The following is a 7,257-nucleotide window of genomic DNA, read 5'->3' on the forward strand; positions in this document are numbered from 1 at the left end:
CCGCCGACGCGCCCCGCGCCGACTTAGACCTGCCCGGCGCGGCGCGCCGCCACCTTGCCGAGCACGGCGAAGTCGCGCTCGCCGTCACCGTGCGCCACCGCCTCGATCAGGCTGTCGCGCACGACGCTCGCCACCGGCATCGGCGCCGAGACCGCGTCCGCCGCCTGCAGCGCGAGCCGCACGTCTTTCAGGCCCAGCCGCGCCTTGAAGAGCGCGGGCTCGTAGCGCTGCTCCGCGATCATGCCGCCGTAACCCGCGTACACCGGTCCCGGAAACGGGCCGCCCGACACCACGTCGAGAAAATCGCGCATCGAAACGCCGTGCCCCGCGAGCAGCGCCGACGCCTCGCCGAGCGTCTCCACCGCCGAAGCCAGCATGAAATTCGCGGCGAGCTTCATCACGTTCGCCTGCTGCGGCAGCGAGCCGATGCGCCAGGTCTTCTGCCCCACGGCGTCAAGGAGCGGCTGCACGCGGTCGATCGCCTCGGCCGCGCCCGCGGCGACGATCGTGAGCTTCGCCGCCCTGGCCACATCGGGGCGGCCCAGCACCGGCGCCGCGACATAATGCAAGCCGAGCTCGGCGTGCTCGCGCGCCAGCTCCGTGGCGAGCGCGACGGAAATCGTCGCCATGTTCACGTGCACGAGGCCGCGCGGGGCGCGGGCGAGCAGCGTCGCGTCGATGACCTCGCGCACGGCGGCATCGTCGGCAAGCATCGAAAAGACCGCGTCGCCCGCGAACGCCTCGGCCGGCGTCGCCACGATCGCGGCGCCCGCCTCGGCGAGCGGCCGCGCCCGCTCCGGCGTGCGGTTCCACACCCGCACCGTATGGCCCGCCTTCAGCAGATTCGCCACGATGGCGCCGCCCATCTCGCCCAGCCCGATAAACCCGATATCCATCGCACGCTCCTTCGCGTTCAAAACGCGCAGTAAAGCACAGCCGCCCGCGCGCTGCTCACGCTCGCCCCGCGCGCGGCCGGCCGTCCGGTGCCATACTGGCCGCATGGTCACCGCCACCTTCCGCTTCTACGAGGAGCTGAACGATTTTCTCGCGCGGCCGCTGCGTCGCCGTGCGTTCAGTTGCGCCTGCGCGCGCGCTGCCTCGGCCAAGCACATGATCGAGGCGCTAGGCGTGCCCCATACGGAAGTCGAGCTGATTCTGGTGAACGGCGAGTCCGTGGGCTTCGACCATCCGCTCGCCGACGGCGACCGCGTCGCCGTGTACCCGAAGTTCGAAACCTTCGACATCCGCCCCTTGCTGCGCGTGCGCGCGGCGCCGCTACGCGAGCCGCGTTTCGTCGCCGACGCCCATCTGGGCGGCCTCGCCCAGTTGCTGCGCCTCGCGGGCTTCGACACGCTTTACGACAACCACTATCCCGACGACGAGATCGAAGCGCTGGCCGCCACGGAGCATCGCATCGTTCTCACACGCGACCGCGAACTGCTCAAGCGCCGCACGATCACGCACGGCTGCTACGTGCGCACGCTGAAACCCCAGGCGCAGCTGCGCGAGATCTTCGAGCGCCTCGACCTCGCAGCGAGCGCCCGGCCTTTCCGGCTCTGCCTCACGTGCAATGTGCCGCTCCACGCGATCGAGCGCGGCGCGGCTCGCGAACGCGTGCCGCCAGGCGTGTTCGAGCGGCAAAGCCGCTTCGTCACGTGCGACGTCTGCCAGCGCGTGTTCTGGGAAGGTTCGCACTGGCAGCGCATGCGCGCGCTGATGGATGGCCTGGCGGCGGGCGTTGCCGGATATACGCCGCCACGGGGCGCATGAAGCATGAAGCGCGAGCGCAACCCACCCGCAAACGCATCGGCAATGGACGCCCCCGCGCGAATGCGTACAATGCGCGCCACTGCCCAACACCGGAGCCGCCAGCATGGCCATGAAGAAAACCGACCTTGAAAAGAACAAGGCGCTGAAACTGATGCAATCGACGAAAGGGGCCGGACCCGACCGCTTCGGCAAGGGCTCGGCGCCTGCGGAGATGGACCGGCGCGAGCGCCGCAAGCTCGATCAGGCGCAGGGGCTCGTGCCGTTCGCCTGCAAGCTCAACGCGGACCTGGTTGCGCAGTTGAAGTCGCGCGCGGAAAACCATCCGGGCGGCCTCACGGGCCTGCTGACCGAACTGATCGAAAGCGGGCTCGCGCGCGACGCATCCTGATCGCCGCCGCCCGGGACTCCCGGGCCAGCCCGGCCCCAAGCCGAAAAAAAAGCCAGAGCATGCTCTGGCTTTTTTACAGCGCGCCGCCAACGCGGCACGTTCTTGCAGCAATTAGTTCTGTTGACCCTTGTCGGCCGTACCTGCCGCCGAAGCGGCTTGCGACACCGGAGCGCGCTTGCCGTGCTGCTTGAGTTGCTTGTGGTGCTTCTTGGCCTTGGCCGGTGCGCTGGCAGCCGCCGGAGCCGAAGCGTCTTGTGCAAAAGCTTGAACCGAAATCAGTGCGACCGACGCGGTGACGAGCGAGGCGAGAATCTTTTTCATCTGTTGTTCCCCAAACCTGACAAATAAATAGGATCGGTACGTTGTGAATTGAAACAGCATGAAGCGGCAAAATGCCCGCTCGCCGATCCCGGCGGGCATTTCGCGCGAAGCAGTATCACGCAGCGTAGGGCGTTTGTCATCCCGTTTGTCGCCGCCAGACAGGTCGGTGTATTTTCCGGGAGACAATTGGCTTTCAATTCGGATACGATCGGAATTCGACTGTCCGGCGTCCGGTTTCGAGGCCGATGCTCACGCAATAAAAGCGGCGCCGCGACAGTTTTTGCAAAACAAGAACTCCGCTGGTCGACCCGCTTGAAATCTACTTCCCGCCAACACCTGCGCGCCAACCTGCTCATGCTGGCCGCCGCCATGATCTGGGGCTCCGCGTTCGTCGCGCAGCGACTGAGCCTCGACGCCATCGGCCCGTTCCTCTTCACCGGGCTGCGCTTTTTGCTGGGCGCGGCGGTCGTTTCCGCGCTCGTGTTCGCGCAGCGCCGCTCGTCCGCGCGCCGTGCGCCCCATGCCGGGACCCCGCCGCTTCTCGACGCCGGACTGCTCCGCTCGGGCTGCGTGCTCGGCCTCGTGCTGGCCGTAGCCATCTCGCTCCAGCAGATCGGCCTGCGCTACACGAAGATCGCCAACGCGGGGTTCATCAGCTCGCTTTACGTCGTGATCGTGCCCCTGCTTGGCGTGCTGCTGCGCCATCGCACGGGTACCGGTACCTGGGTCGGCGCCCTGCTGGCTGCCATCGGGCTCTACTTCCTCAGCATCAACGAACACTTTTCGGTGATGTACGGCGACTGGTACCAGCTCGGCTGCGCGATCGTGATCTCGATTCAGGTGATGCTGGTGGGCCACTATGCGCCGCGTCACGATCCGCTCGTGCTTTCGATCGTGCAGTTCGTGGCCTGTGGCGCGGCCTGTCTCGCAATCGGGCTCGCGTGCGAACCGCTCGAACTCGCGAGCCTGTTGCGCGCCGCGCCCGCCATCCTCTACGGCGGCGCGCTCTCGGTGGGAGTGGGCTACACCATTCAGGTGGTCGCGCAACGCGACGCGGCGCCGGCGCACGCGGCCGTGATCTTCAGCATGGAAGGCGTGTTCGCCGCGCTGGCCGGGTGGATCGCACTCGGCGAAACGCTCACGCCGCGCGCGCTGATGGGCTGCGCGCTGATGCTGGTCGGCCTCCTCGCCTGCCAGTTGCTCCCGGCCCGTCGCACCAGCACGAACGAAGCGTCTCAACCGCAACCTGTCGAACCGGCCTGAAGGATCGAGCAGAGCATGGACCCCGGGTTATCCACGGCCCCCTCTGGACAAGCTGGGGATGACCCGGCGAACGTGCTGTGGACGAGTTCTTGATAACTGCCGGCGCTGCGCGAACCCCTCAAAAGTTATCCTCGAAGTTCGCGCAGCATTCAGGGTTTGTCCGCATGGCTATTCGTTCCACATCGATTTGAGCCGATTGGGATTTCCCCTGTTGTCCACAGAAAATGCCCGGCTTTGTTAACTGCTACTACGTATACTTATTAATCAAGATAAAAACCGATAGGGGAAAGCGGATGCGCCGCATGCATGTGCTGCGCGCGTGCACAGCATCGATATCGATCAAGCCTCGATACTCCGATCCACATCGCCGATGGAAACAGAGGCGGCATTCGCCGCCTGTGATGCTGGAAACACCCCGAGGCTAACGACAGCGACATCGGCATGTCCGGCCCGCTGAGCGAGTAAGCCTTCGGCGATTTCGCGTGCGACGGCTTCGCTAACCGCGCCACTGCGTGCAACCGTTTCGCCGTGCACACCGGACAGCGTGGCGAGCGCAGCACTCGCATGCACGATCAAGCCCACGTCGAGGCACTTCGTCTCGCCAGCCGCATCTGCGAGCATGGCGGCAAGATGACCGGCCGTACACGTTTCGACGCTGGCCAGCACGAGTCCGCGCGAGTTCAGATAACCGATGACCTGCTTCGAAATGTTCATGCCTCGCACCACTAGCTACGATCGATTCCGTGAAATGCCGAGTGTCGCACGCACGGTGCGGCCATAAAAAAAGCGCGCGCAACCGAAGGGTTGCGCGCGCTTTCGCTGCGAGCGATGAACTTGAACGCGACTAGCGCCCGCCGCCCGCCATCATGCGCTCGACGGTCTCCGCGATATTGGGCAGACCTACGGTAGCCGGATTGCGCTCCACCACGCCAAAGCATTCCGTGCGTCGCGGCGCCGGATCGATGACGAAATTGCGCGCGTAGGCGCCGACGCGTTCTGGCGGCAGCAGGCGTTCGGGCGGAATCACCTCGAACGCGGTGCCGACGGCGATGAAAAGATCGTCGGGCGTCATGGCCTGCTGGATGCGCCAGAGCGTCTCGTATTCGGGTGCCGCTTCGTTGAAGAACACCACCCCGGGCTTCACGCCTTCGACCCCGCCGCACGCGGGACACGCCGCCTTCGGATCGAGGCCCGGGCCGTTGGCGGGAAAACGATAGTCGCAATCGGTGCACAACAGCGAAATCATGTCGCCGTGCAGGTGCGTGACCTGGCGCGCGCCCGCCTGCTCCAGCATGTCGTCGATGTTCTGCGTGACGAGATGCACGCGCTCCGTGCCCCAGGTGTCCTGCCACTGCGCGAGCAGCCGGTGGGCTGCGTTGGGACGCGCGTCGGCGCACTCGCTGATGCGCTGGTTGTAGAAGCGGAACACGGCGGGCCGGTTGCGGCGCCAGGTGAGGTAGTTGCAGACTTCGTCGATGCTCGCGCGTGTCCAGATGCCGTCTCCGGTGCGGAACGTGGAAATACCGCTTTCCGCCGAAAGCCCTGCTCCTGAAAACACGTACAGACGCGGCGCCCGTCCTTGCTGCTGTTCGGCCAATTTCTTCTCCTTGCTCGATGGATCACATTATGAGGCCGCTGGGCGGTTCGGGCGGTCCTCCGGATACCTCGCAAGGGCGTGAAATGCGAACGGTGCTGAGGCCCGTTTGGGTGCGCTTGTGGATTGTCCGGCTGATTCGCGATTTCAATGCGGATACCGTTCGAATGCACGGCGGCCGATTCAAGCTGGCGAATCTGTTTGCATACATGCCATTGCGTGCCTTGTCTGGCGCGATATTCAGAAATTTCCTGACTGATAACGCCTCGTTCATACGTCTAAATGTCGGGTTAAACTCCTCACGCAAACGCTGTCTCGGGGTTGGTTGGGTAGCATTTGGCAGGTCATTGCACCGACGCTATCTGATCGAACAAAACGAAAATTGATAGAGCGAGAGATGCCAATGAACCGGTCACTGAGATGGGCCGCGACAGCATTCTGCGTCGTGCTTGGCGCCTGCGTGAGCCATGAGCAAAACAACCATTCCTCGACGACTGCTGACAATGGGGCCGCGGGTAACGCGTATGCGCAGGTTGTTGGCGGCGGCACTGGTGAAAATGCGCGCACGGTAAAGGGGGACACGGGGGCTACTGGGGCTACTGGGGCTACTGGAGCTAACGGAGCTAACGGAGCGAATGGCGCGGTTGGGTCAACCGGAGCGTCAGGCATAGCTGGGGCGACAGGGCCCACGGGTCCGCAGGGCGCGGTTGGCGCACCAGGTCCACAAGGGCTTAAAGGTGACGAGGGCCCAAGAGGCGAAAGAGGTGAACAAGGCGACCGCGGAGAGAGGGGCGATCAGGGTGAAAAGGGAGACCGCGGCGAGAAAGGTGATCGTGGTGAAGCAGGTCCCCCCGGTCAACAAGGTCCGCAAGGTGCTCCCGGCAGTGCGACGCTCGCCTGGTTCGTATCCCAGTTGCCGCCTCCGGCCGATAACAAGACGCAACCGATCTGGCTGTCAATAATCACTGCGATTACAGGCGCGATTACTGCCGTTAGCCCGATACTTCTCGCATTAATCGAGAAAAGAAAGGCAACGGTCGCCGCTGCCGGGAAGCAAAGCGTAGATTCGTCAGATCCGGGTCACCCGACAAAGCAGGTGACGAAACCACGCGAACCAGAGAAGGTCGATTTCTTCGGACCAGACAGCAGGTCCTACAAGACAACAAGCAAAACGCAGAAACGCCTGAAGCGGTTGAACAGGGTGGAGTGGGGGGTTTCACTCGTCGCCGCCACTTCAGTAGCTTTCCTGGCTATCGTGGCATTTTTCTTCCTGGTCACTCTGCTGGTCCTCATTTGCCTTTATGTCGTGACGATTAGCGTTGCGTTTCTCTGCTACGCGCAGGCCATGAAGCTCCTTGGCGAGAAATCGTATAGGGACAAGTTAATGGATTTCCGCATCCGAATGCTGGAAATGAAGCAGGAGCACGAACGGGTTATGGCGAGCGTCCGCTTAACAAAGAAAGAGGCCACGAACAATGGAACAAGTGAATCTGGAGAGGCCATATCTGACGATGGTGGGCGATAACTGGCGTTAGTGTTAGCCGACCATTTGCTCCCCCCGCTCTGACCGAGCGAGGGGAATGCACCTCATAGACAGGTCATTTTGCGGCTGCCAACTCCAATGCTTAAAATCGCTTTTCGTCGGCAGCGCGCTGAACCTCACTCCACCGTCACCGACTTCGCCAGATTCCGCGGCTTGTCCACATCGGTCCCGCGCGCACACGCCGTGTGATATGCCAGCAACTGCAGCGGCACGACGTGCAGGATCGGCGAGAGCAGCCCATAGTGCTCCGGCATGCGGATCACGTGAATGCCCTCTTCGCTCGCGATATGCGAGTCCGAATCCGCAAACACATACAGCTGCCCGCCGCGCGCCCGCACTTCCTGCATGTTCGACTTGAGCTTCTCCAGTAGCGCGTCA

The 7,257-nt window shown here is 63.7% G+C and carries 8 protein-coding genes and 1 pseudogene; 4 read left to right on the top strand and 5 right to left on the bottom strand.

Annotation, left to right across the window (positions count from 1 at the left end; all coding sequences use genetic code 11):
- Positions 1 to 23: 23 nt before the first annotated feature.
- On the bottom strand, positions 24 to 1,001 hold the full coding sequence (locus tag U5760_RS30855; protein WP_322016094.1) for an NAD(P)-dependent oxidoreductase: 978 nt from the start codon (positions 999 to 1,001) through the stop codon (positions 24 to 26).
- Here U5760_RS30855 and U5760_RS30860 point away from each other — a divergent pair.
- Complete coding sequence (locus U5760_RS30860) at positions 1,000 to 1,770, top strand: Mut7-C RNAse domain-containing protein (RefSeq protein ID WP_322016095.1); 771 nt, start codon at positions 1,000 to 1,002, stop codon at positions 1,768 to 1,770. The genes U5760_RS30855 and U5760_RS30860 overlap by 2 nt on opposite strands.
- Positions 1,771 to 1,873: 103 nt before the next feature.
- Entirely contained in the window at positions 1,874 to 2,158 is a 285-nt protein-coding gene (locus tag U5760_RS30865) for a hypothetical protein (protein WP_322016096.1), read from the top strand.
- A 111-nt stretch (positions 2,159 to 2,269) separates the two neighbouring features.
- Here the strand turns inward: U5760_RS30865 and U5760_RS30870 are convergent, their stop codons facing one another.
- Complete coding sequence (locus U5760_RS30870; protein WP_322016103.1) at positions 2,270 to 2,479, bottom strand: hypothetical protein; 210 nt, start codon at positions 2,477 to 2,479, stop codon at positions 2,270 to 2,272.
- A 312-nt stretch (positions 2,480 to 2,791) separates the two neighbouring features.
- On the opposite strand from U5760_RS30870, the gene U5760_RS30875 reads away from it, so the two are divergent.
- Positions 2,792 to 3,742 (top strand): DMT family transporter, encoded by a 951-nt coding sequence (locus tag U5760_RS30875; RefSeq protein ID WP_322016097.1) that lies wholly within the window; start codon positions 2,792 to 2,794, stop codon positions 3,740 to 3,742.
- Positions 3,743 to 4,081: 339 nt separating this feature from the next.
- On the opposite strand, the gene U5760_RS30880 is transcribed toward U5760_RS30875, so the two are convergent.
- Positions 4,082 to 4,456, bottom strand: coding sequence for a CinA family protein (locus U5760_RS30880; RefSeq protein WP_322016099.1), 375 nt, complete (start codon positions 4,454 to 4,456; stop codon positions 4,082 to 4,084).
- A 130-nt stretch (positions 4,457 to 4,586) separates the two neighbouring features.
- Positions 4,587 to 5,339: an SIR2 family NAD-dependent protein deacylase gene (locus tag U5760_RS30885; RefSeq protein WP_322016100.1), complete on the bottom strand. Its 753-nt coding sequence runs from the start codon at positions 5,337 to 5,339 to the stop codon at positions 4,587 to 4,589.
- Between the two features lie 1,093 nt (positions 5,340 to 6,432).
- Between U5760_RS30885 and U5760_RS30890 the strand changes: the two genes are divergently transcribed.
- The gene (locus tag U5760_RS30890) at positions 6,433 to 6,861 is read left to right on the top strand and encodes a hypothetical protein (protein WP_322016101.1); all 429 of its coding nucleotides are present in this window, start codon (positions 6,433 to 6,435) and stop codon (positions 6,859 to 6,861) included.
- Between the two features lie 134 nt (positions 6,862 to 6,995).
- Here U5760_RS30890 and U5760_RS30895 read toward each other — a convergent pair.
- Positions 6,996 to 7,257 (bottom strand): annotated as a pseudogene (locus U5760_RS30895) (glutamine--fructose-6-phosphate aminotransferase); the annotation flags it as partial.

This window comes from Paraburkholderia sp. J12 (assembly GCF_905220215.1).
Taxonomy (GTDB): domain Bacteria; phylum Pseudomonadota; class Gammaproteobacteria; order Burkholderiales; family Burkholderiaceae; genus Paraburkholderia.

Bases quoted from the DNA above. Each gene is read 5' to 3' on its own strand.
- U5760_RS30880 (WP_322016099.1), bottom strand. From the start codon at position 4,456: ATGAACATTTCGAAGCAGGTCATCGGTTATCTGAACTCGCGCGGACTC.
- U5760_RS30865 (WP_322016096.1), top strand. From the start codon at position 1,874: ATGGCCATGAAGAAAACCGACCTTGAAAAGAACAAGGCGCTGAAACTG.
- U5760_RS30860 (WP_322016095.1), top strand. From the start codon at position 1,000: ATGGTCACCGCCACCTTCCGCTTCTACGAGGAGCTGAACGATTTTCTC.
- U5760_RS30855 (WP_322016094.1), bottom strand. From the start codon at position 1,001: ATGCGGCCAGTATGGCACCGGACGGCCGGCCGCGCGCGGGGCGAGCGT.
- U5760_RS30870 (WP_322016103.1), bottom strand. From the start codon at position 2,479: ATGAAAAAGATTCTCGCCTCGCTCGTCACCGCGTCGGTCGCACTGATT.